Source organism: Streptomyces sp. NBC_01216, from assembly GCF_035994945.1.
GTDB lineage: Bacteria > Actinomycetota > Actinomycetes > Streptomycetales > Streptomycetaceae > Streptomyces.
The window spans coordinates 6,427,921-6,453,193 of sequence record NZ_CP108677.1; the positions used below are offsets into that span (position 1 = coordinate 6,427,921).

Here is a 25,273-nt window from a genome sequence, read left to right on the forward strand (position 1 = left end):
AGTAACGTACTGCTGGGAGGGAACATGTCCGAGTTCACGCTCGAACTCAACGACGACCAGAAGCAGGTCCGTGACTGGCTGCACGGATTCGCCGAGGACGTGATGCGCCCCGCCGCCGCGGAGTGGGACGAGCGTGAGGAGACTCCCTGGCCGATCATCCAGGAAGCCGCCAAGATAGGCATCTACTCTCTCGACTTCTACGCGCAGCAGTTCTTCGACCCGACCGGTCTCGGCATCCCGATGGCCATGGAGGAGCTGTTCTGGGGCGACGCGGGCATCGCCCTGTCCATCGTCGGTACCGGACTGGCCGCCGTCGGCGTCCTCGCCAACGGTACCGAGGAACAGATCGGCACCTGGATCCCCCAGATGTACGGTGACGTCGACGACGTCAAGGTCGCCGCCTTCTGCTCCTCCGAGCCCGACGCCGGCTCCGACGTCGCCTCGATGCGCACCCGGGCCGTCTACGACGAGGCCAAGGACGAGTGGGTCCTCGACGGCACCAAGACCTGGGCGACCAACGGCGGCATCGCCAACGTCCACGTCGTCGTCGCGGTCGTCGACCCCGAGCTCGGCTCCAGGGGGCACGCCTCCTTCATCGTCCCGCCGGGCACCCCCGGCCTCTCCCAGGGGCAGAAGTTCAAGAAGCACGGCATCCGCGCCTCGCACACCGCCGAGGTCGTCCTGGAGGACGTCCGCGTCCCCGGCCACTGCCTCCTCGGTGGCAAGGAGAAGCTCGACGAGCGTCTCGCCCGCGCCCGGGAGAAGGCGAAGGCCGGTGGCGGGGGGAGTGTCAAGAACGCCGCCATGGCCACCTTCGAGGCGTCCCGCCCCGCGGTCGGCGCCATGGCCGTAGGCACCGCCCGCGCCGCCTACGACTACGCGCTCGAGTACGCCAGGACCCGCGAGCAGTTCGGCCGCCCGATCATCGACAACCAGGGCATCGCCTTCCAGCTCGCCGACATGCGCACCCGGATCGACGCCGCGCGCCTGCTGGTCTGGCGCGCCTCGTGGATGGCGACGGCGGGCAAGCCGTTCACGTCGGCCGAGGGCTCCATGTCCAAGCTGTTCGCCAGCGAGACGGCCAGGGAGGTCACCGCCCAGGCGATCCAGATCCTCGGCGGCAACGGCTTCACGCGGGAGTACCCGGTGGAGCGGATGCACCGCGATGCCGCGATCTACACGATCTTCGAGGGCACCAGCGAGATCCAGCGGCTGGTGATCGCCCGTACCCTCTCGGGCATGCCGATCCGCTGACCCGGCGGCCGGACCGGAGGTGTCCCCGGCCGCACCCGAAGCCCCCGGTCCCGCGCGCCACGGCGGTCCCCGTCGACGACGGGGACCGCCGTCGTGCCGGGCCCGCGCCTCGGCGGTCACGTCAGACCACGCAGAACTCGTTGCCCTCCGGGTCCCGGAGCACCACCGCGTAGTAGTCCATCCCGTTCGGCTCGTCCATCGTGCGGAGGACCGACGCGCCGAGCGCCGTCAGCCGTGCCACCTCGCCGTCGACCCGCTCGCGCCGCACCGCCAACGGCACCTCGCGCCCACCGCCCACCTTCAGGTCGAGATGGAGCCGGTTCTTGACGGTCTTCGGCTCCGGTACCTGCTGGAACCAGACCCGCGGACCGATGCCCCGCGGGTCCACGATCGACTCGGGCGACTCCCCGGCCCCCTCGGGCAGTTCCTCCTCCGGCACCCCCGTCGCCGCCCAGTACTCCCGCCAGCTGGAGTGCCCCTCGGGCGGCGGCTGCGGCACGTACCGCAGCGCCGCCGCCCAGAAGGGCACGAGCCTCACCGGCTCGGCGCAGTCGATGGTCAGCTGCAGGGTCATCTCGATCGGCTCCATCCCGTAAGCCTCCCAGATGCCACCGACAACGCCGCCGATCAAGCCAACCGGCCTGATCCGGACGGGTGTTCGCCCGTCCCTACCGGCGGGTCACCCGGTGCGGCACAATCACCGGGACGGGACCAACAAGGGGGAGACCGCACGCATGGCCACCACCAGCACCCACGTGCCCAGCCCCGCGGGGACACCCCTGCTCGGCTCGATGCTCGACCTCAGGAAGGACGCCCTCGGCACCTTCCTGCGCTCCCAGCGCGAACTCGGGGACGTCGTCCGCTTCACCGCCGGCCCACCCGGTCTGCGCTCCGTCGTCTACGGCGTCTTCTCCGCCGCCGGAGCCCAGCAGGTCCTGGCCACCGAATCCGCCAACTTCCGCAAGGACAACGCCTTCTACCAGGAGGTCCGCGAGTCCTTCGGCAACGGCCTGCTGACCAGCCAGGACCAGGACTACCTGAGGCAGCGCCGGCTCGTCCAGCCGCTCTTCACCCGCCGCCGCGTGGACGGCTACGCCGAGGCCGTCGCCGTCGAGGTCGCCGCGGTCCTCGCGTCCTGGCGGGACGGCGGCAGGACCTCCGTCGACGTCCTCGACGAGATGACCGTGCTCGCCCTGCGCGCGGTCGCCCGCATTCTCTTCGGCACGGACGTGGCCGAGGCCGTCGAGGTCGTCGAACGCTGCTTCCCCGTTCTCGGCGACTACGTCCTGCGCCGCGCGTACGCACCCGTGACCATCCCGCGGGACTGGCCGACCCCGGGCAACCGCCGCGCCGCCGCCGTCCACGCGGAGCTGTACGCCGTCTGCGACCGCATCGTCGCCGAGCGCCGCGGCTCCGGGACCGACCAGGGGGACCCCGACCTGCTGAGCCTCCTCGCCGAGGCCGAGAGCGCCGAGGACGGCAGCTTCGACGCCTCCGAGCTGCGCGAACAGGTCCTGATCTTCCTGCTCGCCGGCCACGAGACGACGGCCACCTCCCTCGCCTTCGCGCTCCACCTGCTCTCGCTCCACCCCGAGGAGCAGAAGCGCGCCCACGAGGAGGTCGACCGCGTCCTCGCCGGACGCACCCCGACGGCCGCCGATCTCGACGCCCTGCCCTACCTCACCCAGGTCCTCAAGGAGGCCATGCGGCTCTTCCCCGCCGCCCCGGTGATCGGCCGCCGGGCCGTCGAGGCCACCGTCGTCGACGGGCACACCATCCCGGCCGGCGCCGACGTGATCGTCGCCCCCTGGGTCACCCACCGGCACACCGACTACTGGACGGACCCGGAACGCTTCGACCCCGACCGCTTCACCCCGGAGAACGAGGCCGCCCGCCCCCGGTACGCCTGGTTCCCGTTCGGCGGAGGCCCCCGCGCCTGCATCGGGCAGCACTTCTCGATGCTGGAGTCGGTGATCGCACTGGCGATGATCCTCCAGGAGTACGGCTTCGAGGCGATCGACACCGAGGTGCCCCTCGGCTCGGCGATCACTCTCCGGGCGCACGGCCCGGCCCGCTGCGCCCTGCGCCCGCGCACATAGCGGCCGGGGCCCGCCCGCGAGCCGGGCGGGCCCCGCGTCAGCCGCGGGTGGCGACGACCACGGTCGCGTACCACTCCTCCGAGACCTCCACGCGCGGACTCAGCCCGTGGCCGGCGAGCACCGCGACGGCCTGACCGGCCTGCCGCTCGCTCGTCTCCACCAGCAGGTGCCCGCCCGGCGCCAGCCAGCCCGCGGCCTTCGCCGCCACCCGCCGCAGCACCTCCAGCCCGTCCGCGCCGCCGTCCAGCGCCACCAGCGGTTCGTGATCGCGCGCCTCGGACGGCAGCAGGGCGACCTCCCCGCTCGGGACGTACGGCACGTTCGCCACCAGCACCTCGACCCGTCCGCGCAGCCCCTCCGGCAACGGGGCGAAGAGGTCACCCTCGTGGACCCGCCCCCCGAGCGGCTCGACGTTCCGCCGCGCGCACCGCACGGCCGCCGGTTCGATGTCACAGGCGTGCACCTCGGCGCCCGCCACGGCGGAGAGCAGCACCGCGCCGGCCGCGCCCGATCCGCAGCACAGATCGACGCACACGGCACCGTCACCGGCCAGGCCGACCGCCCGCGCCACGAGGAACTCCGTACGCCGACGGGGCACGAACACCCCCGGATCGACGGCGATCCGCAGACCGGCGAACGCGGCCCACCCCACGACGTGTTCCAGGGGGAGTCCGGCGACGCGCCGCTCGACCATGGTGCCGAGTTCGAGGGCGCTGTCCGCCGCGCCGAAGAGGAGCTCCGCCTCGTCCTCGGCGAACACGCACCCCGCGGCGCGCAATCGGGAGACGGTGGCGGAGCGAAGGGGAAGAGAGGGGGCAAGCGACATGAGACCTTCCGGGAAGCGATGGGGCGCTCCCGTGGTCACCTCTGTCGGGCGGACCGCACGGTCGACGAAGGGAAGCACCCAGCCTGCGTGGCGTTGATGAGTCCCACCTCCTCGGTCGATCACTGCCTGAGCCGGACACATTACATGATCGACATCATCGGCACCGCGCGAACCGCCCCCACACGACCCGGTCAGGCGGAGAGCTGGGCCTCGATCGCCGCGAGCACCTCGGGGGCGTCCGGCTCGGTACGCGGACGGAAGCGGGTCACCCGGCCGTCCCGGCCGATCAGGAACTTCTCGAAGTTCCACTGGATGTCACCGGACTGGCCCTCGGCGTCCGCCGCTTTCGTCAGCTCTGTGTAGAGCGGGTGACGGCCCTCGCCGTTCACGTCGGTCTTCTCCAGCAGCGGGAAGGACACGCCGTACGTCGCGGAACAGAAGGTCGCGATCTCCTCCGCGTTCCCCGGCTCCTGACCCGCGAACTGGTTGCAGGGCACGCCGAGAACGGTGAAGCCGCGGTCCCCGTACTCCTTCTGGAGCCGTTCCAGACCGGCGTACTGCGGCGTCAGACCACACTGGGACGCCACGTTCACGACCAGGACGGCCCGGTCGCGGTAGTCGGCCAGGGAGACCGGGGCGCCGGTCAGGGTGCGCAGCGGGATGTCGTACAGGCTCATGGAATGCTCCTCGTGAGAACGCGGTCGTGCATGGGGTTTGATCCCAGCATGAGTGAAGAACCGACGGCAATCGTGATCGATTCCGGGTCCGGCGAAGAGCACCGGCGTGTGTGCTGTCGCCTGTGCGGCCGGCCACTGACCGGGGCCCGGTCCCGGCGCACCGGACTGGGCCCCTCCTGCGACGCCAAGCTCCGCCCGCCGGGCCCCGACATCCGCTCCCACCGCCACGAGGTCGCGCAGGACCCGCTCCCGGGCATCTGAGCCGGGGGCGCCGGGTCCCCCGCGCCCCCGGCTCAGAGCCTGTCGGGTGGCCTTCGGCCGACAGGCTCTCAGAGCTTCCGGAACAGCCCCTCCTGCACCACCGACACCAGCAGCCTGCCCTCACGGTCGTAGATCCGGCCGCGGGCCAGGCCCCGGCCGCCCGTCGCGATCGGGGACTCCTGGTCGTAGAGGAACCACTCGTCCGCCCGGAAGGGACGGTGGAACCACATCGCGTGGTCCAGTGACGCCATGTCGAAGCCGCGCGGGCCCCACAGCGGCTCGACCGGGAGACGGACCGCGTCCAGCAGCGTCATGTCCGAGGCGTAGGTGAGCGCGCAGGTGTGCACCAGCGGATCGTCACCCAGCGGCCCGACCGCCCGCATCCAGACCGCACTGCGCGGTTCCGCGCCCCTGACCTCCTCCTTCGACCAGCGCAGCCGGTCGACGTAGCGGATGTCGAAGGGCTGCCGGCGCGCCATCCGCTCCAGTGTCTCCGGCAGCACCCCCAGGTGGTCGCGGATCTCGTCCGCGACCTTCGGCAGTGTCTCCGGGGCCGGGACGTGCCGAGGCGCCAGCTGGTGCTCCGGACCCGACTCCTCCGGCCGGTGGAAGGAGGCCGTCAGATGGAAGATCGTCCGCCCCTGCTGGACGGCCGTCACCCGGCGCGTGGTGAACGAACGCCCGTCCCGCACCCGCTCCACCTGGTACACGATCGGGACGCCAGGCCGGCCCGGCCGAAGGAAGTACGCGTGCAGCGAGTGGACCGGCCGGTCGCCCTCGGTGGTCCGCCCGGCCGCGACCAGGGCCTGACCGGCGACCTGGCCGCCGAAGACCCGCTGCAGCGACTCCTGCGGGCTCCGGCCGCGGAAGATGTCCGCCTCGATCCGCTCCAGGTCGAGCAGGCCGACGAGTCCGTCGGAGGGATGGGTCATGACCGCGCTCCTCTACAGCTGGCCCACGGACGTCACGCGGACGACCGCCCGGCCTTCTTCCTCGGAGGCGGCCAGATCCACCTCCGCGCCGATGCCCCAGTCATGGTCGCCGTTCGGGTCGGCGAACGTCTGCCGCACGCGCCACAGACCGTGCGCCGCGTCCTCCTCGATCGACAGCAGCTTCGGGCCACGCGCGTCCGGGCCGGTGCCGAGGTCGTCGTACTCGTCCCAGTACGCGTCCATCGCCTCGCCCCAGGCGTCCGCGTCCCAGCCGGACTCGGCGTCGAGGTCCCCCAGCGCGTCCACGTTGTCCAGGGCGGCCAGCTCCACCCGGCGGAACATCGCGTTGCGCACCAGCACCCGGAAGGCGCGGGCGTTCGCCGTGACCGGCTTGACCTGGTCGGCCTTCTCCTGGGCCTCCTCGGCCGTCTCGACCTCGGGATTGGCCAGCTGCTCCCACTCGTCCAGCAGCGAGGAGTCGACCTGGCGCACCATCTCGCCGAGCCACTCGATGAGGTCCTCCAGATCCTCGGTCTTCAGATCGTCCGGAATGGTGTGGTCCAGCGCCTTGTACGCGCTCGCGAGGTAGCGCAGCACGATGCCCTCGGTCCGCGCCAGTTCGTACCACGAGGTGAACTCGGTGAAGGTCAGAGCCCGTTCGTACATGTCACGGATGACGGACTTGGGCGACACCGGATGGTCGCCGACCCACGGATGGGACGTCCGGTAGACGTTGTAGGCGTGCCAGAGCTCCTCCTCCAGCGGCTTCGGGTACGAGATCTCCTGGAGCCGCTCCATGCGCTCCTCGTACTCGACGCCGTCCGCCTTCATCCGCCCGACCGCCTCGCCGCGCGCCTTGTTCTGCATGGCGGCCAGGATCTGGCGCGGGTCGTCGAGCGTCGACTCCACCACCGAGACCATGTCGAGCGCGTACGACGGGGACTCCGGGTCCAGCAGGTCGAACGCGGCGAGCGCGAACGTGGAGAGCGGCTGGTTGAGTGCGAAGTCCTGCTGGAGGTCGACCGTCAGCCGGATGGTCCGGCCCTCGGCGTCCGGCGTGTCGAGCTGCTCCACGACTCCGCCGTCGAGCAGCGAGCGGTAGATCGCGATCGCCCGGCGGATGTGCCGCAGCTGCGCCTTGCGCGGCTCGTGGTTGTCCTCCAGCAGCTTGCGCATCGCCCCGAAGGCATCGCCCGGACGGGCGATCACGGACAGCAGCATGATGTTCGTGACCTTGAAGCGCGAGGTCAGCGGCTCGGGTTCGGCGCCGATCAGCTTCTCGAAGGTGGTGTCGCTCCAGGCGACGAAGCCCTCGGGCGCCTTCTTGCGGACGACCTTGCGGCGCTTCTTGGGATCGTCGCCCGCCTTGGCCAGCGCCTTCTCGTTCTCGATGACGTGCTCGGGCGCCTGCGCGACGACGAAGCCCGCCGTGTCGAAACCCGCGCGTCCTGCCCGCCCCGCGATCTGGTGGAACTCACGCGCCCGCAGTGTCCGCACCCGCTTGCCGTCGTACTTCGTGAGCGCCGTGAACAGCACCGTACGGATCGGCACGTTGACGCCGACACCGAGGGTGTCCGTCCCGCAGATCACCTTCAGCAGTCCCGCCTGGGCCAGCTTCTCCACGAGACGCCGGTACTTGGGCAGCATGCCCGCGTGATGCACGCCGATGCCGTGCCGTACGTAGCGCGAGAGGTTCTGCCCGAACTTGGTGGTGAACCGGAAGCCGCCGATCAGCTCGGCGATCCTGTCCTTCTCCTCACGCGTGCACATGTTGATGCTCATCAGCGACTGCGCCCGCTCGACGGCCTGCGCCTGCGTGAAGTGGACGATGTAGACCGGGGCCTGCCGGGTCTCCAGGAGTTCGGTCAGCGTCTCCGTGATCGGGGTGAGCTCGTACGCGTAGGAGAGCGGGACCGGCCGGTGAGCCGAGCGGACCACCGAGGTCGGACGTCCGGTACGCCGCGTCAGATCCTTCTCGAACATGGAGACGTCGCCGAGCGTCGCCGACATGAGGACGAACTGGGCCTGCGGGAGTTCCAGCAGCGGGATCTGCCAGGCCCAGCCGCGGTCCGGCTCCGCGTAGAAGTGGAACTCGTCCATCACGACCTGGCCGATGTCGGCGTCCTTGCCGTCGCGCAGCGCGATCGAGGCCAGTACCTCGGCCGTACAGCAGATGACCGGCGCGTCCGCGTTCACGGAGGCGTCGCCGGTCAGCATGCCGACGTTCTCGGTACCGAAGAGCTTGCAGAGGTCGAAGAACTTCTCCGAGACCAGGGCCTTGATCGGCGCGGTGTAGAACGTCACCTGGTCGTTGGCGAGCGCGGTGAAGTGGGCGCCCGCCGCCACCAGGGACTTTCCCGAACCGGTGGGCGTGGAAAGAATCACGTTGGCGCCGGAGACCACTTCGATCAGCGCCTCTTCCTGGGCGGGGTAGAGCGTGGTGCCCCGGCCCTCCGCCCATGAGGTGAACGCCTCGAAGAGGGCGTCGGGGTCGGCGGTCGGTGGGAGCTGATCGATAAGGGTCACGCCCCCATCTTGCCTGGATTCCGGCCGGAGGAGGGAACCGGCCGTCGAGCGGAAGATCGCGGACGATACGCTCTCTTGTCGACCGGTCGTCAACCGAGCGCCGGCACACGAGGAATCGGGGCGGGACGACCCATGATGGGACCGGCGCATTCGCTGTCCGGAGCAGCGGCCTGGCTGGGTGTCGGAGCCGCGACGGCCGCCGCGGGACACCCGATGCCGTGGCCGGTACTGGTCGTCGGCGCACTCATCTGCGCCGGAGCGGCCCTCGCTCCCGACCTGGACCACAAGTCGGCGACCATATCGCGCGCCTTCGGCCCCGTCTCCAAGGGCCTGTGCGAGATCGTCGACAAACTCTCGTACGCCGTCTACAAGGCCACCCGCTCGACCGCGGACCCGCGCAGGTCCGGCGGCCACCGCACGCTGACCCACACATGGCTCTGGGCCGTGCTGATCGGGTCGGGAGCCTCGGCCGCCGCGGTCGTCGGCGGCCGGTGGGCCGTCCTGGGGATCCTCTTCGTCCACCTGGTGCTGGCCGTCGAGGGCCTGCTGTGGCGGGCGGCCCGCGTCTCCAGCGACATCCTGGTCTGGTTGCTCGGAGCCACCAGCGCCTGGATCCTGGCAGGCATCCTGGACCAGCCGGGGAACGGCTCGGACTGGTTCATCGCCGGCCTCGGCGACGGTCCCGCACAGCAGTACCTGTGGCTGGGCCTGCCGATCGTCCTGGGCGCTCTCGTGCACGACATCGGTGACGCGCTGACCGTCTCCGGCTGCCCGATCCTGTGGCCGATACCGGTGGGCCGCAAGCGCTGGTACCCGATCGGCCCGCCGAAGGCGATGCGGTTCCGCGCCGGCAGCTGGGTCGAGCTGAAGGTCCTGATGCCCGCCTTCATGGTGCTCGGCGGCGTCGGCGGCGCGGCGGCCCTCGGCTTCTTCTGACCCGGCCGGGAAGCCGGGGCGGGTGCCCGGCAGGCGCCCACGAGGGGGCCGGCACCGGGGCGCACGGCCGCGCTTGCGGACCGGGTCTCCGCCCCCTCCGCGGGCCCCGGCCCACGGACGGTCCGGGACACGGCCGCCGGTCATCCGTGCCACGACCTCCACAGCGCCGCGTACGCCCCGTCCGCCGCCACCAGTTCGTCGTGGCTGCCCAGCTCGCTGATCCGGCCCCCCTCGACCACCGCGATCACGTCCGCGTCGTGCGCCGTGTGCAGCCGGTGGGCGATCGCGACGACCGTACGGCCGTCCAGGACCCTGGCCAGGGAACGCTCCAGGTGCCGTGCCGCCCGGGGGTCCAGGAGCGAGGTCGCCTCGTCCAGGACCAGGGTGTGCGGATCGGCGAGGACCAGCCGGGCCAGCGCGATCTGCTGGGCCTGAGCCGGCGTCAGCGCGACCCCGCCCGAACCCACCTCGGTGTCCAGACCCTTCTCCAGGGCACGCGCCCAGCCGTCCGCGTCGACCGCGCCGAGCGCCGCCCACAGCTCGGCGTCCTCGGCGCCCGTCCGGGCGAGCAGCAGGTTGTCGCGCAGCGACCCGACGAACACATGGTGCTCCTGGTTCACCAGCGCCACATGGGCCCGGACGCGCTCCGCCGGCATGCGCGCCAGCTCGGCGGCGCCGAGCGTGACCGTTCCGCTGCCTGGGGCGTAGATGCCGGCGAGAAGCCGGCCGAGCGTCGACTTGCCGGCACCGGAAGGGCCGACCAGCGCGACCCGGGTGCCCGCGGGCACGTCCATCGAGACCCGGTGCAGCACGTCGACGCCCTCGCGGTAGCCGAAACGCACCTCGTCCGCGCGCACCGCACGCCCCTCGGGCCGTACCTCCTCGTCGCCCGCGTCCGGTTCGATCTCCCGCACTCCGACGAGCCGCGCCAGCGACACCTGCGCCACCTGGAGCTCGTCGTACCAGCGCAGGACGATCCCGATCGGCTCCACGAGCATCTGCGCGAGCAGCGCCCCCGTGGTCAGCTGCCCGACGTCGATCCAGCCCCGGAGGACGAACGCGCCGCCCAGCAGGAGCACCGACGCGAGGACGGTGATGTGCGTGACGTTGACGACCGGGAAGAGCACCGACCGCAGGAACAGGGTGTACCGCTCCCATGCGGTCCACTCCCGGACCCGCTGGTCGGAGAGGGCGATCCGGCGGGCTCCGAGCCGGTGTGCCTCGACGGTGCGGCCCGCGTCGACGGTCTCGGCGAGCGAGGCGGCCACCGCCGCGTACCCGGCGGCCTCCGAGCGGTACGCGGACGGTGCCCGCCGGAAGTACCAGCGGCACCCCACGATCAGCAAGGGTGCCGCCACCAGGACCGCCAGGGCCAGCGGAGGCGCGGTGACGGCCAGGCCGCCGATCAGCAGGACGACCCAGACCACCCCGATGACGAGCTGCGGCACCGCCTCACGCATCGCGTTGGCCAGCCGGTCGACATCGGTGGTGATACGGGAGAGCAGATCACCGGTTCCGGCCCGCTCCAGCACGCCGGGCGGCAGCCCGACCGACCGCACCAGGAAGTCCTCGCGCAGATCGGCCAGCATCTCCTCGCCCAGCATCGCGCCTCTGAGCCGCACCAGCCGTACGAAGACGGTCTGGACGGCCAAGGCGAGTGCGAACAGCCCGATCGTGCGTTCCAGGCGCAGATCACGGGACCCGTCCGAGAGCCGCTCGACAAGCGAACCGAACAGCTGCGGGCCTGCCATCGAGGCGAGCACGGCGACGGCGTTCACGGCGATCAGCACGGCGAACGCCGTACGGTGACGGCGCAGCAGGTCCCGCACGTAGCCGCGGACCGTCAGGGCCGTCCCGACGGGCAGCGTGGTCGCCGATTCCGGGGCCGCCGGATCGTACGCGGGTGGCGCTTGGCCCCTCATGCCGTCTCTCCTTCCAGTTCGGGTACGTCCCCGGCCGGCACGGAATCGTGCGCGGTGGATGCGACGCCCTCCGAGGCGCCGACCGGAGCCGGAGACCCGGCGGGGTCCCCGGGCCCCGCGCCGGCGGTGGGCCGGGCCGGGCGCCCTCCGTCGGTCTCGCGGGTCACGACCGCCCGGTAGCGCGGATCGTCGCGCAGCAGCGCGCGATGCGTCCCCACGGCCGCCACCGCGTCCCCGTCGAGCAGGACGACCCGGTCGGCGAGGTCGAGCAGTAGCGGTGACGAGGTCAGCACCACCGTCGTCGCGCCCGCCCGCAGTCGTCTGACGCCCGCCGCGACCCGGGCCTCGGTGTGCGAGTCCACCGCGGAGGTCGGCTCGTCGAGGACGAGCACCTCCGGGTCGGTGACCAGGGAGCGGGCCAGGGCGAGCCGCTGGCGCTGGCCGCCCGAGAGCGACCGGCCGCGTTCGGTGATCCGAGTCCGCAGAGGGTCGCCGCCGGAGTCCGCGGATGCCTGGGCGAGGGCGTCGAGCACGTCCCCGCACTCGGCGGCCGCCAGCGCGTCCCGCGGGCGGACCGTGCCCGGCGAGGGCACGTCCAGCAGTTCGCGCAACGTCCCCGACAGCAGCACCGGGTCCTTGTCCTGCACCAGGACCGCCGTCCGTGCCGAGTCGAGCGCCAGTTCGTCGAGCGGCACAGCACCCAGCAGCACCGAGCGGTGCCCGGTGCCCGGATCGGTCGGGTGCCCGCCGAGCCGCTCCGCCAGCCGTCCGGCGGCGTCCGGGTCCCCGCACACCACCGCGGTGAAGCCGCCGGCCGGAGCCAGCAGTCCGGTCACCGGGTCGTACAGGTCGCCGGACGCCTTGCGCCCCTCCTCGCCGCGCGCCGGGCCACTCGTGGAGCGGGTCAGCGCCAGCACCCGGGCGGCGCGCCTCGCGGACGGCCGGGAGAAAGAGAACGCCATCGCGATCTCCTCGAAGTTCCGCAACGGATGGTGGGTCAGCATCACCGTGCCGTAGACGGTGACGAGCTGACCGACCGTGATCCGCCCGTCCAGGGCGAGGCGTGCCCCGTGCGCCACCACCACGATGAGCAGGACACCCGGCAGCAGGACCTGGATCGCCGCGATCAGCGCCCACATGCGGGCGCTGCGGACGGCGGCCCGACGCACCTCCTGCGAGGCGGCGCGGTAGCGGCCGAGGAACAGCTCCTCGCCGCCGATGCCGCGCAGGACGCGAAGCCCCGCCACCGTGTCGGAGGCCAGCTCGGTGGCCCGGCCCGCCTTCTCGCGCTGTACGTCGGCCCGTCGGGTCGCCCGGGGGAGAAGCGGCAGCGCGGCGAGCGCGAGGACGGGCACGCCGACGGCGACGACGACGCCCAGCGCGGGCTGGTAGACCATCAGACCGACGCAGACCGCGACCAGGGTCAGGGCCGCCGCGGCGAAGCGCGACAGCGCCTCCACGAACCAGCCGATCTTCTCGACGTCCCCGGTGGACACCGCGACGACCTCACCCGCGGCGACCCGGCGGGTCAGCAGCGAACCGAGTTCCGCGGTCTTGCGGGAGAGCAGTTGCTGCACCCGCGCGGCGGCCGTGATCCAGTTGGTGACCGCGTACTGGATGGGATTACGGCATCACTCAGAGCCATCTACCGAGGTCAGAGTAGGTGGAACGAGGAGTCGAGTTGACAGACCAGAGTGTCACACTCCAACCTGCATCCATGAACAAAAGTCTCACACTCCAACTTCCTGCACGCCCCAAGTCGGACACGCTCCGGCTCCTGGGCGAAGTTCGGCTGTCCCGTGAGACTGAGACGAGCACGAGCCCCGAGCGGCAGCACGAGTCCATCGACGGCATCGTGAAGATGGTCCTGGGCACCCTCGTCCACGTCTGTGACGACCTTGATGTCTCCGGCCGGGTGTACCCGCAGCACCGGCCGAAGCTCGGGCGCTGGTTCCGCGCTCTCGAACCGGCCTGCGAGACCTCCGAGTGCTGGCACACCCCCGACGAGCCCTGCATGGGGCAGTGGGATGCCCTCGTGGCCTGGAAGATGGACCGGATCACCCGCCGCGCCCTCCACTTCCACACCCTCATGGAATGGATGAAGAAGTACGGCAAGGCCATCATCACCTCCGACGGCGTGAACACCACGACTAAGGCCGGCCGTCAGATGGCCGAGATGATGGCCATGGTCGCCTCCTGGGAGTGGGAGGCCATTCAGGAGCGCAACCAAGGGGCCGCGGAGAAGATGCGGCAACTCGGCCGATGGAAGGGCGGCGTCGTCCCCTACGGCTACAAGGCTGTACCGAGCCCCGTACACGACGAGGGCTGGTTCCTCGTCTTCGAGGACGACACGATCCGCCACGTACAGACGATGATCAACCTCTCCGAAGACCACTCGATGAAGGACATCACTGCCCACCTCAACGAGAACCGGATCGTGAGCCCGAGTGAGTGGCGGAGGCGCAATCAACTGATAGCCAAGGGCGAGATCACCCCCGAAGAGGCGGCACAGCGCGACCCCGGGCGCTGGAATCAGTCCACCGTGCACGTCATCCTTACGAACCGCGTCCTCACAGGCGAGTCTTGGAAGGACGGGAAGCCGATCCGAGGCAAGGACGGCCTTCCCGTGATCCGAGCGCAGGCTCTGATGTCCAAGCCTGACTTCGAAGCCATGCTTCGGCGCTTCAAGACCCGGAACAAGGCCCAAGGGACCGTCACCAAGAACGCGACAGACCTCCGAGAGGTCGCCTACTGCATGAACTGCCTTGCTGTCCTCTACGAATCGAACTCAAGCAGGACCCGGAACGGCAAGACCCAGCACTACAACTACTTCCGGTGCTCCACGAACAACACTCCTGGGGCCAAGTGCCACGAGGATGCCAAGAACATGAACGGTCATGAACTGAAAGCCCTCGTGGAGAAGTACTTCCTGAACGAAGTCGGAGCCGAAGACGCTCAGGTGAAGGTCTTCGTGCCTGGAAACGATGTGGCAGCCGAGAAGGACCGGTACGAAACCGCCCTCAAGGAACTATCCGAGGAGTGGGACATGGAGCTCTACGACTATGAGGGGGGAAGGCAAGATTACTTGAGCCGGAAGAAGAACCTCATGGAAAGGTTGAAAAAGGTCGAAACGGCAGAAATGGTGAAGCCTCACCATGAATGGCAGTCAATGGGGAAGACCTACGCGGAAGCCTGGGCTGAGATGAGCTGGAAGGAGCGCGGCGACCTGCTCCGGAAGTGCGGAGTGAAGGTCCTGGCCTGGCCCACGCCTAAGCAGAGCGACCCTCCGCGCCTTCTGCTCGACTTCCCGGACGACATGCTGGATCGACTCCGAGAGCACGTGACGGTCAGTTCACTCAAGGGCTGACCGGGTGCGAACTCGCTGGATCGCCTATTTTGTAGCGTGGACTGTACTGCGGTTAGTTCATTCATTCATGACTGTTGCTTCATCCCCCGCCCCCACGAGGGGGCGGGCCGGCGCTCAAACCGGTCCGATGATGCCCTCCTGGGTGGGGTAAGGTCAGCTTGTCCTGGACGGCCCGCAGTACACGGCCAGGACCAAGGACCCCTTCGTCGGCCTCGGTCGGTGAGGGGGTCTTTCTGTTGGTTGAGACCTCGCTCATGAAGGCATGTAACCCCCCTCAAAAGAAATGTCGGCGTCTTTAGCCTGCCGACTGGACACTAGCCCTCACGAAAGAGACCCGTATCACATCAACTGGCAGTTGATTCGAGCCTGCGGAGCCGGTAAAGGGCGAAAATTCGCCCCCTAAGCGCTGTGCAGGGCCATCCAGGGCCACAAGAGAGTCCGGGGAGAGGTTTTGGGTGGGTAGGTGCCGGCGGGCACTCAGGGGCCCGTCAGTTAGTTCATACCCGTACACGATCGAAGGAAGGCACCCCTGGTGGGTCCTTTGAATGAATGCACAGGTATTACCCCCGTATGCATATGCGTGTGCGTGTGTGCGAGTTAGTTCATTCACTATGTGGTGGTTAATGCGCAATATCTCTAACGCCATTCCAGCTAGCGCCCGATATTCACTGAGAGTGAATGAACTAACTGTAATCGCTGGGTATCCATGCCTATGCGGAGCGTTACGGAATGAGCGTGTCGATATGTAGTGACAGGAATCACATTTCAATGACACATATAGCACGCTCGGGAATGTGCTAGCGGTCAAGGGAGGTGTGTATTGCATCACTAATAGGGCACAGGTTCTCAGGGTGCGCATTCTGTAGATGTCCACCATGGAGTGCGGCTGGATATTGTAGGGTGTCCACATAGACATGTCGGGGCGGGTGTGTATTTTAGGGCCCATTGGTGTGACGCTGATCATGTAATTCCCTATTGACATTTGATGTGTTGCATGGTTTCGCGTGCGTCTCCCTTGATATTCAAGGGCTCTATGCGTGTTGATACAAATGGCAATACATATCTTTGACGCGTGCATGACGTAGACACTCAAGTTGGAATGTGACAGTGTTCTTCCTGTCAGCGAGACACCGACCGGAAAGGCCAACCGAAACCCACCCGCTAAGCGGGGATGCGGATACGGGGCCTGAATCTGAATCCGGCATCAGGGACGCGACAGGAGCGCTTAGAGCGACTCCCAAAGGAAGTACGGACCACAACCTAGGTACTAGGAACAGGTCCCTGTGTAAGAGCCTCTAGGGCTTACAGGGAAACCGACTAGGAACATCACATAGGCCACACCTGGCGAAGCGAATAACCAGGGAGTGAGCGCGTACCGGAGCGGAGTGAATCCCGCTATGAACGGCGCGCTACGTGAGCGGATAGCGGGATGTGATCGCCCCGACATGGATAGATCAATGCACTACTGAGATTGACTCTCACACACCCAATCGACACGACGTGTCCAGCGTACCGGGACAAAGCCACGAGCAACGGCCCACAGTGCGTCTCTAAGCGTCTGAGAGTGGATGTGTGGGGGTGAGTGACAGTAAGGCACTCAGAACTACTGAAAGGGGAACAAGGGTGGAACGTATTGCGGAGGACTCGCCCCGTAAGGGCTTCCGTATCAGCCGCTTTGCTCGTGAATATGCGGAGCGCTCACCGCACACCTATGGTGGCGGGGAATTCGGAACGTACGGCATGTGGGACATGCGCGGAAGCGCGGAAAGCCTCACGGTGGCCAAGGGATTCGGTCTGATCGAAGACGCCGACGGGGCGCCCCTGTCTGACTGGGATTCGCGTGGCTACTACGGCTGCGACTGCACCGAACGCACGAACCGCGTGAATGCGGAAGTGGCGCACGCTGCCTTTGAAGCGGCTGGGGTCGAGCACTGGGAATGGCGAGGCATGATCGCATTTGATGCGGGCGACATTCGAGGGCTGAGAATTGCCCGTCAGATCTCCGATTGCCTGGCCGGGTGGTCGATCCTGGACGACGACCGGCATTCTGAATTGGAGTGGGATGATGCGTGCAAGATGATCGAGGATCAGTACACCCTGCCCGAAGGTGTGGAGGCTGGCGACGTGATTAACAAAATGCCGGAAGTCCCGCACTGCTCTAACTGCTCATCCTGTGACGTTGACGACGCAATGGAAGCCCTCGGATATCTCCAGTGCCAGGACTGCGACACCTGGTTGAAGACTGAGACTGAAGGTGCAATGTGCCGCGACTGCACGGAGCGAGAGGAGGAGGGCGAATGCACCTGCGTAGCAAGCTACGTGGATACGCTTAAGCACACGGGGACCTACGCCACTATGGCCGACGTGCGGACGATTCAGCGCTCTTGCGACACTTGCTATCCGGAGATCTGGCCTCACGTCTCCCTAACCCTCGCAGGCTGAAAGGTTGGAATGTGACATGAAGGATTGTCTGGCCGGTGCGCGACTCAAGGAAAAGATGACATGCGACGTGGAGGGTCACTGTCCGGTCAAATCGCGTGAAGTGTGGGAATGGCACGTGACCGTGTGCCTCACGTGTAAGGAAGAGGAGAGCAATGGGTAAGGGTGTAAGTAAAGGAATGGTGGAGCACACAAAGGTGCTCTATGGTGGTCGCATAGGTTGCTACGTCCTCGGGTGCGAGGAACCCGCGACGCGATGGATTGATATGGAGCGCTACGGGATACGCCGCTGGCTGTCCACTTCATACTGTGAGGCTCACGGGGACTCTGATATGGCCGACCCTCACCATGTGTACCGAGTGCGAAAGATCGAGAACTGAGCAGAATTCAGGCACCCTCGAAAGTTGGAGTGTGAGATCGATGGATAGTGAAGTTTTCCACGAGCCGTGTGCCGTGTGTGCTGCGGACTGCCCAGAAGAAGATCTGACGCCCGTGGGTATCGGCGGAGTGGAAGAGATGGTCTGTTACCGCTGCGCCCCGGGGTGTGAGGCAGTCGAGGGCTGAGGGTCTTTAGTCGGGTCCGCATGTTGGAATGTGACATGCGGATGCGGCTATGGACTCTCAGACAGGCGAGAGTGTGAATGAAAGGTAGGGGAATGGAAACCGTCCACCTTGACCAGATGGACCGAAACGAACTGACTACGGGTAAGCGGGTCCGTATCAAGTTGCCCCACTGTCGGTATACGGGTCGGTCGGCTGGAAACTACCGAGGGACGATCGAATACGTGAAGGGTGACCATGTGGGAATCTGGGTGCCCTTTAAGGGATACGGTGCGGCCGATGGATTCCTTACCGGCGCGTCGCGCATGGACGGTCACGGTACCTGGATTGAGGGCCGCTGAATATGCAGACATACGAGATTGAGGTCTACCAGTCGGCCACCTACCGCTTTGAGGTCGAAGCAGAGAACGAGGAAATGGCGCAGGGCAGGGCGGGCGAGTTCTGGAGCACCGTTCCCGCCTCGGAAGAGGTCAAGTATCTGCACAGCGTCTATGACTCGCTCGTGGACAGCGTGACTCTAAAGGGTGGTAAATGATGCGGCTCAATCCGTGCGGAATGGTTGAGTGCTCGGACTGCGGAATGGACCTCGGGGCCTATCCGTCCGACTACGACGTGGGCCCGGAAGGCGATGTGTACTGCGGTCACTGCGAGAACGAGCGGCACGAATGCCCGGTACCTGTGGATGAATCGGCTGCGTCCAAGGTGCTCCGCGACGCTATCGCCCGGATCAAGTGGCATGAGTGTCAGTGGCGCCTAAAGGGCGTCGGCCCGGACCATCGCGAGTTCCTGCGGTCGCTCCTAGGTGAGTTCCAGACCCAGGCCCAGGCCGGCCGGGGGAGTGACCGGCCTTACACAGTCGTCATGGATTGGGAATCGGACTTCTTCGATCACGGCGCTGACGACGTTCGCAGCGAGTACGGCCAAGACGATCCCGTGACGTTTCACGTGTGGGCCCCGAATGCATCCGACGCAAGTGATGCCGCTCGGGAGCGTGCAGAAGAGACCTTCAAGGAAGCGGCCGATTATCTGGGGAGCGTAGCGGTTCTCCATGGACACGCGCCCCTGGTGCGAGACGGAGAGTAACCCCAATGACGATGATTCAAGAGATCACCCGCGCGATCCGCTCCGACGTGGTGAAGATGGGCGAGCGTGCGGCGGCGCTTAGCGGCGAGGTTCACGAACCGGTCTACGTCTGGACTCGCGAGGACATATCTAACGCGGTCAACAACGGTGTGGACCTGGTGGCTGATGAACTCGCCGGGAGTGAGCGGGATGCGGACCTGATGAACATGGTTGTAAACGCCGCCATGACCCTTCTGGAGAACCCGCACTACACCTTGGATGAGGTCATCCAGGAGTGTTACGACGAGGACCCGGAAGAGGTTCGCTCGTGGTGGTCGGGATGGTAAGCCCCGCCGCCGTTCAGATAAACATGTGGGTCACGTTTAAGACCATTCACGGCCACAGTCTCACTGGGCAAGTGATCGGCTGCGTATACGGCAATGACGGAAAGATGAAGCGCGACAACATCACGCATCTCGTTATCCGTGGCCGGTACGACGTAGAGCAGAACCGTCCCATCTTCCACCCGCTCTCACACCCGGACGTGATCCCGCTGGATCGCATCCGCAAGTACAAGGGATAAAAAACCATGCGTCAGATCTATGCCGCCTGTCTCGCCTCGTACAACCACGGCATCCTTCACGGTGAGTGGATCGATGCGACACAGGACCCTGATTCGATCGGTCATGAGATCGAGCTCATGTTGAAAGCCTCCCCGATACCGGGGGCGGAAGAGTTTGCAATCCACGACTACGAAGACTTCGGCGGCATCCAGCTTGGGGAGTACGAGTCGCTTGAAGAACTCCACCTGATCGCGCTCGCGCTGGACGACTTCCCGGCCGTGGTGGTACGGCACTTCCACGGGGAGGTGGACGCGGAAGACCTCTACGAGACCTGCCAAGACCGCTACATCGGCAAGGTTGAAGAGGAGGCCGGGCCGGAGGAGAACGCGTACGCCGCGTACATCCTCGCAGAGGAAGACCACTTCTGGGATGAACTCCCGAAGCAGTACCGCAGCCACATGCGGGCCATCGCAATCAGCGAGGCGGAGGAACGGCTTATCTGCGGTGAGACGGCTCTGTATGAGGGTGCCGGTACTTGGCACTTCGTACGTGACTACTGATCTTTAGCGGCTGGACATCAGGGGCTCAAGTTGGAATGTGAGCCCCTGGTTTCGAGTCTCTAAGGGCTCACTCCAACACCAAGAAGGAACCGAGAAGTGGGACGCATGAAGGCGTACAACTCAGACCGCGCGGCGGTGCGTTGGGAAGCGGAAGAGGCGGCGCATGAGCCGACACACGAGGGGCGTATGACCCACATGGAGCGGGTCTGGGAGATGTGCGGCACGTCCGCGAACGGATACCACTGCCCGACCGCAGTGGCAGAAATGCTGGTGAAGGAAGCGGTGTCCGCCTTCCTGGACTCGCGCACCACCCTGATCCTGGACGAGGTGGCTTGAGATGGATTTCCTCATCCCGGAACAGCGAATGTGTGACGTGTGCTGTGTCCCTCTCAACGGATACAGGGGCCTCACCTTCGGGGATGTCTCCTACCGTCACCCGGATTGGGAGGGAGTCACGTGGGACCACGACGCGGCCCCTGTCCCCGTGGACCCACAACGGCTGGCTTCCATCTGTGACTTCTGCTCTTCCGGCCGCACGGTGACCGCCTTCGAGACGGTCAAGGCAATCGTCATGATTCAGGGCCCCTACACGAATGTGTTCTCCGATCCGTGGGATGCGTGCGAGCGATGCGCGGTCCACATTCGGAGGCGGACGCTGCACCTGTTGCTCGACCGTGTGGTCGCGGTACTGCCTGGGGACCTCAACCGTCCACAGAGGCGGGAGCGTCGCCGTGAACTCAAGGCGCTTTACGTGAAGTTCTTTGCGGCGGAGCCGATCGAGATTGGGAAGCGTTGACATGCGACCGACTGAACAGACCGTGATCCGCAACGCGGCCGACTGCTGGCGGGCGTCCGCGCCCGGCTCGAAGAAGTGGGTCTACGACGCGCACGGTCGCGCGTCCCTGGTCGAGGCGGACCTGTTGGAACGGCTCGATGCTCTCGGCTGGGCCATGCGGTACGTGGACGACTGGCGGGTGTACTACCCGGAGAGCCACGCGGCTTGGGCGAAGGCCAGCGAGGAGGCCGGCCGTTCACTGGACCCGGAGAAGTGGCACCACGAGTGGGTCAAGGCAGGCAAGCCCCAATGAAGGAGGCCGCAGCCGAAAACGTGAGCCTGGTCGAGTCGCTGCGGGTGGCGGTGCCGCTTCACATGATGCAGCTCGGTTCCCGCTCACCGGAGGAGCTGCAACGGATCGCGGTGGAGTCCGCCTCGGTCATCGGTTCCCAAGGGGACGTGTTGCAGTTCCGGTCCCCGAAGCGAGGCGAGACGGCGAAGGCGTTCAACGGCCTCGCACGTGGGCTCGCTGCTGCCGCCCTGATCGCCTGGGGCGGTGCCACCTTCGCCGGCCTGCACTGGTGCACGGTCCGACGCTGTCCGGGTCCTGATGCCGAACACCCCAATCCCACAGAAGGAAAGACGCATGAGTGATATCGACCTGTCCCGTTATCCCTGCCCTGTCGAAGAGTGTGACTTCTTCTTGGAGATGACCGTCCCCATGTACCTGGATGTCTGGGCGGACGAGGACGGGGCGGCGCACTTCACGTTCGCCGGAAGCGACACGCCCACCTTCTTTAGCTGCGGGGGGGAAGAAGCGCATGGGGTGTTGGACTTCCCCACGATTCTCGTGAACCAGGTAACGGAACGTCTCAACCTTGCTGAGACGGCGATGCACGAGGAGAACTACGGCTAACCGGATTCGGTGGCTTTGATGAGGGCCCGGCTTCGGCCGGGCCCTTTGTCATGGCTGATCGAAACACGATCAGACGGATAGAGGGATACACGCATGGCTAAGAAGCAGGTCACGACCTACATTGACGACCTCGACGGCACGGAGTCCACTGACCCGCGCGAGATCCGAACGGTTGACTTCGGGATCGACGGGGCGCTGTACGAGATCGACCTGACCGACGCGAACGCGGACCAGCTCCGCGAACTCCTCGCCCCCTACAAGGAAGCCGCACGCCGAACGGGCCAAGGGCAGACCCAGGCCGGCCGTCCCGAGGCCCGTCCTTCGGTCCGCGGTGGTGACGCCCTGAACGCGAAGACGGTCCGGGCCTGGGCGAAGGAGCACGGGTACGAGCTGAACGATCGTGGCCGCATCCCGGAGCACATCCAGCAGGCGTACCGCGCCGCCACAGCCGGGCGCTCCTCGACCCGCGTTGAAGTGACGGAGGAGCAGAAGGCGGTCGAGGCCGTGAAAGGTGTCGGGCCCGTCATCGCGAGCGAAGAGGAGGCGGCGAAGCACTACGAGGAGCTTCCCGTCCCGGCCGGACGGGAGAAGAACTGGGCGAAGCGTGAAGGCTCCGGATGCGAGCGGACGCACCGCATCGCAGAGATGACGCTCATGGAGCGGATCGACGCGCTGACCCCCTTCAACCTCAAGGTTCTTGGACAGCTCACGGGAGACATCCCGGTCAAGAACGGAAAGGTGAAGGGGCTTGGTACGTCCGGGGCCCGTCTCCTGAACTTCGAGTTCATTGATAGCGATTCGAAGGTGACACCGTTCGGTCGGTATGCCTACCGCGTCCACGCGCAGAAGGCGAACGCATAGCGCACCGATGGCTTTTGGTCGGGGCCGTCCGTTAGGGCGGCCCTGTAGCCATGATCTATCGGTCACAGGAGGACAGATGGCGAGAAAAGTCATTGAGGCTGTTGTATGTGATGCCTGTTCAGTAACGGGCAAAGAGCGGACTGGAGTTGTCGAGCTTGCTATAGGCTCGGCACGCTATGACCTGTGCCAGGAGCACGGCGATAAGTTCGCGGCCTATTTCGAAGACCTGTTCGGTTCAGTCGCGAGTGTTGCGGCATAAGGGGAGAGAAGCAACAAGTGACCACGTTCAAGGCAATGCAGTACGGCCCCCTGGGTAAGGCGGTTGCGGCGGCGATGCCGCATACCGAGGCGGACCCGATCGGCGTGTACGCCGCCACGCTGTCCCTGTGGTCTGCGGCCGTCAATGGCCACGTGCTACAGCCGAACGGGCGGCCCACAGTGTTCTGGTCTGCGCTCGTGGGCAGGTCCAAGCTGGGACGAAAGGGCTTCGCCCTGGCGACCGCCCGCGCCATCGTGGACCCATCCATCGGGCCCTTCCTGGCAACCAGGAGTCGCAAGGGGATCAGCTCCGGGCCGGCACTCGTGACCACGCTCTTCGAGGTCGAGCAGGAGTCGCTTACCTCCGAGGACGGCCGGGACGGCCGCGTCATGATCTCGGAGGACGAGTGGGCATCGGTCCTCAAGCGGGCGAACCGGGACGCCACCTATCACGATCAGCTCATCAACGCATGGGACGGGGCGCCCATCGCAAACACCACCAAGGGCAAGGGCGGGAAGCGCGAGGAGCAGCGGATCGAGACTCCGCTTCTCGGCTACCACGTCCACATCCAGCCGGGCCGCTGGGCTCCGCTCGTGAAGCCGGAGCACGCGCTCGGGGGTGCCTTCAACCGCATCCCGCACTTCATCGTGGACAAGTCGAAGAACCTCCCCTCCCACATCAAGCGACCTCTGGACGCAGTGAAGGAGACCCCCGCTCTCACCCGCGCCTACCGCTGGGCGCGGGAGAAGGTCCGTGAAATGGAGCTGTCCCCGGAGGCAGCGGCCCGCCACGATGCCTACCGCCTGGAGTTCGATGACCGCATGGCATCGCTTCCCGAGAACGTCTCCTGCTTCATCGAGCGCGGGGACGAGAACCTGCTTCGGATCGCCTGCCTCCTGGTGGCCGCCGAGCGAAAGACCGTGATCTCACTCAAGGCGTGGGAGGCGGCGCACGCGATGATCGAGTACTCGATGGCGTGCACGGAGAAGCTGATCAACGAGGCCCAGCAGGGCACCGGCCGACAGATGAAGTCGGTCGAGCAGATCATCCGGGAGTCACTCACCCGCTACGGCGGAGAGGCCACCCGGACCCTGATCCTGCGGTCCCTGGGGACGCGAGGCAATGCGGACTCCATGGAAGCGGCCATCGAGAAGATGCCCGACGTAGTCATGGAGAAACGGCCGGGCTCCGCCAAGGGTGGGCCGAAGCCGGTGGTCGTTCGGTTCGTGGACGCGACGCGTGAGCACGAGCGGCCGGCCGTGCAGCAGGCCCAGCAGGACGACGTCTCCCAGGAGCACGACACGGGCGAGGAGCGGCCAAAGCTGACGGTCGTTCCGGCTCAGCAGAAGCGGGCTGCAAAGCGCCCGCCAGCCAGGAATGCGACGGAGTCGGCCAAGAAGACGGCCCCGCGGAAGCGGGCAGCCAAGAAGGTTGCCGAACCTCCGAAGCGGGAGAGCAGTAATCCGCTCGCCGGGCTCCTGTGAGCCCAAACCAGATGCCACAGAGGCGGCCCGCACGATTCGTGCAGGGCCGCTTTTCTGTACTGGTGAGCAAGTGGAACGATGGACGATGGAAGGAGTGAAGACGATGGGTCGATATGCTTTGGAAACCGGCTGCGTCAGTGGCGGTCAGCGGGATACCTTCCCGGGGTGACTGCGAACACTACTCCGCCCGTAGAGGCTGCTGCCCTACGCCTGCTCCCCACTCCCGAACTGGGGATGTTGTTGCTCGATCGGTTGGCGAAGGACTCGTTCTTCCTCCCACAGAACATCACGGCGGAGGCAAGGATGGCTTTCCGTGGTGAACCTGATGAGGGTGCGCTCGTGGACCGCGTCTGTGAAGCCTGGGCGTGGTTGGAGTCGAAGGCGCTGGTCAGTCAGGTCGGCGCCAAGACGAGTGACTTTCGGCGGGTAACGACGGAGGGGCGCCAGCTGCTTGCTGACCCCGCAGCACTGGTCAGGCTTGCCGCTTCTGATCGCCTGGCAGGACCGATGCACACTGTCCTAGAAGGGCATGTGCGGACGAACTTTCAGCTTGGCCAGTATGAGACTGCTTGCTTCGCGGCGATGAAGGAAGTGGAGGTCGCGGTACGGGATGCCGCTGGACTCGGACACTCTGAGCTCGGTGTGAACCTCATGCGAACAGCCTTCAAGCCTCATAACAACGGGACTGGCGGCGGACCACTGGCCGATGCCGGAGCCGAGGGCGGTGAGCAGGCTGCCATGGCGGCGCTCTTCGCGGGATCGATCGGCGCGTTCAAGAATCCGACGAGCCACCGCACAGTGACCTTCGATGATCCTATGGAAGCGGCCGAGGTCATCCAGCTTGCCGACCTCCTTCTCCGTCTCGTGGACAAGGCCAAGGCACGGAGGGCTGAGGCAGCGCGTGAGTAAACAGAAAATGACCCCCGGCCATCCCTACACGGGATGGCCGGGGGTCATTTCGTTTTCGAGCCTATGATTCATGCACGCGCCGGT

At 66.7% G+C, this 25,273-nt stretch carries 24 protein-coding genes and 1 pseudogene; 18 read left to right on the top strand and 7 right to left on the bottom strand.

Annotated features, from left to right (window positions below):
* The first annotated feature begins 24 nt into the window (after positions 1–24).
* On the top strand, positions 25–1,254 hold the full coding sequence (locus OG393_RS28970; RefSeq protein WP_327377634.1) for an acyl-CoA dehydrogenase family protein: 1,230 nt from the start codon (positions 25–27) through the stop codon (positions 1,252–1,254).
* A 121-nt stretch (positions 1,255–1,375) separates the two neighbouring features.
* Here OG393_RS28970 and OG393_RS28975 read toward each other — a convergent pair whose 3' ends face one another.
* Complete coding sequence (locus OG393_RS28975) at positions 1,376–1,843, bottom strand: VOC family protein (RefSeq protein ID WP_327377635.1); 468 nt, start codon at positions 1,841–1,843, stop codon at positions 1,376–1,378.
* A 145-nt stretch (positions 1,844–1,988) separates the two neighbouring features.
* On the opposite strand from OG393_RS28975, the gene OG393_RS28980 reads away from it, so the two are divergent.
* On the top strand, positions 1,989–3,353 hold the full coding sequence (locus OG393_RS28980) for a cytochrome P450 (protein WP_327377636.1): 1,365 nt from the start codon (positions 1,989–1,991) through the stop codon (positions 3,351–3,353).
* Positions 3,354–3,390: 37 nt separating this feature from the next.
* Here OG393_RS28980 and OG393_RS28985 read toward each other — a convergent pair whose 3' ends face one another.
* Both OG393_RS28985 and OG393_RS28990 read right to left on the bottom strand, forming a co-directional pair.
* Entirely contained in the window at positions 3,391–4,179 is a 789-nt protein-coding gene (locus OG393_RS28985) for a putative protein N(5)-glutamine methyltransferase (RefSeq protein WP_327377637.1), read from the bottom strand.
* A 191-nt stretch (positions 4,180–4,370) separates the two neighbouring features.
* Complete coding sequence (locus OG393_RS28990; protein ID WP_327377638.1) at positions 4,371–4,856, bottom strand: glutathione peroxidase; 486 nt, start codon at positions 4,854–4,856, stop codon at positions 4,371–4,373.
* A 48-nt stretch (positions 4,857–4,904) separates the two neighbouring features.
* Here OG393_RS28990 and OG393_RS28995 point away from each other — a divergent pair, with 48 nt between their 5' ends.
* Entirely contained in the window at positions 4,905–5,117 is a 213-nt protein-coding gene (locus OG393_RS28995; RefSeq protein WP_327377639.1) for a DUF6011 domain-containing protein, read from the top strand.
* 68 nt (positions 5,118–5,185) lie between these two features.
* Here OG393_RS28995 and OG393_RS29000 read toward each other — a convergent pair whose 3' ends face one another.
* Complete coding sequence (locus OG393_RS29000) at positions 5,186–6,049, bottom strand: acyl-CoA thioesterase (RefSeq protein ID WP_327377640.1); 864 nt, start codon at positions 6,047–6,049, stop codon at positions 5,186–5,188.
* A 12-nt stretch (positions 6,050–6,061) separates the two neighbouring features.
* Positions 6,062–8,575 (bottom strand): DEAD/DEAH box helicase, encoded by a 2,514-nt coding sequence (locus OG393_RS29005; RefSeq protein ID WP_327377641.1) that lies wholly within the window; start codon positions 8,573–8,575, stop codon positions 6,062–6,064.
* Between the two features lie 132 nt (positions 8,576–8,707).
* Here OG393_RS29005 and OG393_RS29010 point away from each other — a divergent pair, with 132 nt between their 5' ends.
* Positions 8,708–9,511, top strand: a complete 804-nt coding sequence (locus OG393_RS29010; RefSeq protein ID WP_327377642.1) for a metal-dependent hydrolase — start codon at positions 8,708–8,710, stop codon at positions 9,509–9,511.
* 140 nt (positions 9,512–9,651) lie between these two features.
* Here OG393_RS29010 and OG393_RS29015 read toward each other — a convergent pair whose 3' ends face one another.
* Together OG393_RS29015 and OG393_RS29020 are read right to left on the bottom strand one after the other, a co-directional pair.
* A complete protein-coding gene (locus tag OG393_RS29015) occupies positions 9,652–11,433 on the bottom strand; it encodes an ABC transporter ATP-binding protein (RefSeq protein ID WP_327377643.1) in 1,782 nt (593 codons plus the stop codon).
* The gene (locus OG393_RS29020) at positions 11,430–13,052 is read right to left on the bottom strand and encodes an ABC transporter ATP-binding protein (RefSeq protein WP_327378586.1); all 1,623 of its coding nucleotides are present in this window, start codon (positions 13,050–13,052) and stop codon (positions 11,430–11,432) included. Before OG393_RS29020 ends, OG393_RS29015 begins: the two co-directional genes overlap by 4 nt.
* Before the next feature lie 98 nt (positions 13,053–13,150).
* Here OG393_RS29020 and OG393_RS29025 point away from each other — a divergent pair, with 98 nt between their 5' ends.
* From OG393_RS29025 to OG393_RS29090, 14 genes and pseudogenes are all read left to right on the top strand, one after another.
* The gene (locus OG393_RS29025) at positions 13,151–14,800 is read left to right on the top strand and encodes a recombinase family protein (protein WP_327377644.1); all 1,650 of its coding nucleotides are present in this window, start codon (positions 13,151–13,153) and stop codon (positions 14,798–14,800) included.
* Between the two features lie 1,623 nt (positions 14,801–16,423).
* A complete protein-coding gene (locus tag OG393_RS29030) occupies positions 16,424–17,242 on the top strand; it encodes a hypothetical protein (protein WP_327377645.1) in 819 nt (272 codons plus the stop codon).
* Between the two features lie 901 nt (positions 17,243–18,143).
* A complete protein-coding gene (locus tag OG393_RS29035; RefSeq protein ID WP_327377646.1) occupies positions 18,144–18,335 on the top strand; it encodes a hypothetical protein in 192 nt (63 codons plus the stop codon).
* Complete coding sequence (locus OG393_RS29040; protein WP_327377647.1) at positions 18,332–18,883, top strand: hypothetical protein; 552 nt, start codon at positions 18,332–18,334, stop codon at positions 18,881–18,883. Before OG393_RS29035 ends, OG393_RS29040 begins: the two co-directional genes overlap by 4 nt.
* A 5-nt stretch (positions 18,884–18,888) precedes the next feature.
* A complete protein-coding gene (locus OG393_RS29045) occupies positions 18,889–19,209 on the top strand; it encodes a hypothetical protein (RefSeq protein WP_327377648.1) in 321 nt (106 codons plus the stop codon).
* 242 nt (positions 19,210–19,451) lie between these two features.
* Positions 19,452–19,985 (top strand): antirestriction protein ArdA, encoded by a 534-nt coding sequence (locus OG393_RS29050; RefSeq protein ID WP_327377649.1) that lies wholly within the window; start codon positions 19,452–19,454, stop codon positions 19,983–19,985.
* Positions 19,986–20,090: 105 nt separating this feature from the next.
* Complete coding sequence (locus OG393_RS29055; protein WP_327377650.1) at positions 20,091–20,321, top strand: hypothetical protein; 231 nt, start codon at positions 20,091–20,093, stop codon at positions 20,319–20,321.
* A gap of 1 nt (position 20,322) precedes the next feature.
* Positions 20,323–20,781 carry a hypothetical protein gene (locus OG393_RS29060; RefSeq protein ID WP_327377651.1) on the top strand — a complete coding sequence of 153 codons (459 nt, stop codon included), beginning with the start codon at positions 20,323–20,325 and terminating at the stop codon, positions 20,779–20,781.
* 1 nt (position 20,782) lies between these two features.
* Complete coding sequence (locus OG393_RS29065) at positions 20,783–21,073, top strand: hypothetical protein (RefSeq protein WP_327377652.1); 291 nt, start codon at positions 20,783–20,785, stop codon at positions 21,071–21,073.
* On the top strand, positions 21,070–21,414 hold the full coding sequence (locus OG393_RS29070; RefSeq protein WP_327377653.1) for a hypothetical protein: 345 nt from the start codon (positions 21,070–21,072) through the stop codon (positions 21,412–21,414). Before OG393_RS29065 ends, OG393_RS29070 begins: the two co-directional genes overlap by 4 nt.
* Positions 21,407–21,676, top strand: a complete 270-nt coding sequence (locus OG393_RS29075) for a hypothetical protein (protein WP_327377654.1) — start codon at positions 21,407–21,409, stop codon at positions 21,674–21,676. The genes OG393_RS29070 and OG393_RS29075 overlap by 8 nt, the downstream gene beginning before the upstream one ends.
* A 93-nt stretch (positions 21,677–21,769) precedes the next feature.
* A pseudogene (locus OG393_RS29080) lies at positions 21,770–22,120 on the top strand (histone-like nucleoid-structuring protein Lsr2); the annotation flags it as partial.
* A gap of 693 nt (positions 22,121–22,813) precedes the next feature.
* Positions 22,814–24,280 (top strand): hypothetical protein, encoded by a 1,467-nt coding sequence (locus OG393_RS29085; protein ID WP_327377655.1) that lies wholly within the window; start codon positions 22,814–22,816, stop codon positions 24,278–24,280.
* Positions 24,281–24,445: 165 nt separating this feature from the next.
* Positions 24,446–25,189 carry a TIGR02391 family protein gene (locus tag OG393_RS29090; RefSeq protein WP_327377656.1) on the top strand — a complete coding sequence of 248 codons (744 nt, stop codon included), beginning with the start codon at positions 24,446–24,448 and terminating at the stop codon, positions 25,187–25,189.
* Positions 25,190–25,273 lie beyond the last annotated feature (84 nt).